We start from the raw sequence: 1,056 nt of genomic DNA on the forward strand, positions 1-1,056 counted from the left end.
ACCTTATGCCGCGGTCGCCGGCTGCCGGAGTCGCGGTGTTCAGGCCAGTCGACGCCGACTTCGCGCTGCTGGTGATTGAAGTGGATGCGGTGCTGCCCCTCGACGGGCCCGCCATCGCGCTGTGCCTCGACGGCGAGTTCACGCTGGGAGGGGCTTCGACGCTGCACCGTGGGGATGCCGTTTACATTGCCGACGAATCATCCCTGGATGTGCGGGGCGCCGGATCGCTTGTCATCGCTACCTCGTAACCGCAGCGGGCGACGTTTCATCGCGGACCGACCGGCCGCTGAGGCTGTGTGAAGATCTCGACGGTGTCGGCTGGCTTGAGGTGATCGACCACAGGAGCGGAGGGCATGGAGTCGATCGTCTCAACCGAAGAACTCGTCGCTGGTGTAGGCGATGAGACCGGCATCCCAAGCGATGTGAATCCAGAACGAGTTGTGACCCTGTTTCACACGCAAGGTGTGACACCCGCGGCCTTTCGCTATCAACGTCCATCCGGTGAGGCCGTAACTGGGAATTATCCGTCTAGAGGTGGCGCCTGTGTCCTGATGCGGATTTGTGACCGATGCCCATAATCTGAGTTCGCGCAGAGAAATTCTTCGAACACACATTCGAATGTGTGCTATCATTGGGTATGTCCCGCAGCGACGCAATCACCCATCAGGTGGATGCCGTCGCCCGAGAATTGAGCGCGCTGATCGACCTTCTGCGTGATGACCATGCCTTCGTTGCGGGCTCGGCCAGTGCCCTCGCTGAGGCGATAGCTGCCGTGGAGGGCGCCGGGCGGCTGATGGATTGTGCCCGCGTTCGCGTACTCGCGCCGCTGGTAGACAACTCTCTTCTGGCGGAGCGACTCGGCTATGCGTCGCCGACCGCAGCGGTAGCCGCGGTCGCTCGCATCTCTGAGCGGTCCGCACGCACTCGTTTGGCCGTCGCGGGCGCCGTAAGTGAACACCGAGCACTGTCCGGCGCTCTCCTTCCTGCCGAGCGCCCCGCCGTAAGCGAAGCCCTCGACGCGGGCCGCCTGGGCGTCGATGCCGCCAACCTCATCAC

The 1,056-nt window shown here is 63.5% G+C and carries 1 protein-coding gene and 1 pseudogene; both read left to right on the top strand.

The window, feature by feature from the left end; genetic code table 11:
• Window positions 1–248, top strand: a pseudogene (locus RMN95_RS16235) (mannose-6-phosphate isomerase, class I); the annotation flags it as partial.
• Window positions 249–637: 389 nt separating this feature from the next.
• Window positions 638–1,056 (top strand): hypothetical protein (locus RMN95_RS16240; protein WP_397545312.1); only part of this gene is annotated, 419 nt, incomplete at its 3' end.

Source organism: Salinibacterium sp., from assembly GCF_031364185.1.
In the GTDB taxonomy this organism is placed as follows: Bacteria; Actinomycetota; Actinomycetes; order Actinomycetales; family Microbacteriaceae; genus Rhodoglobus.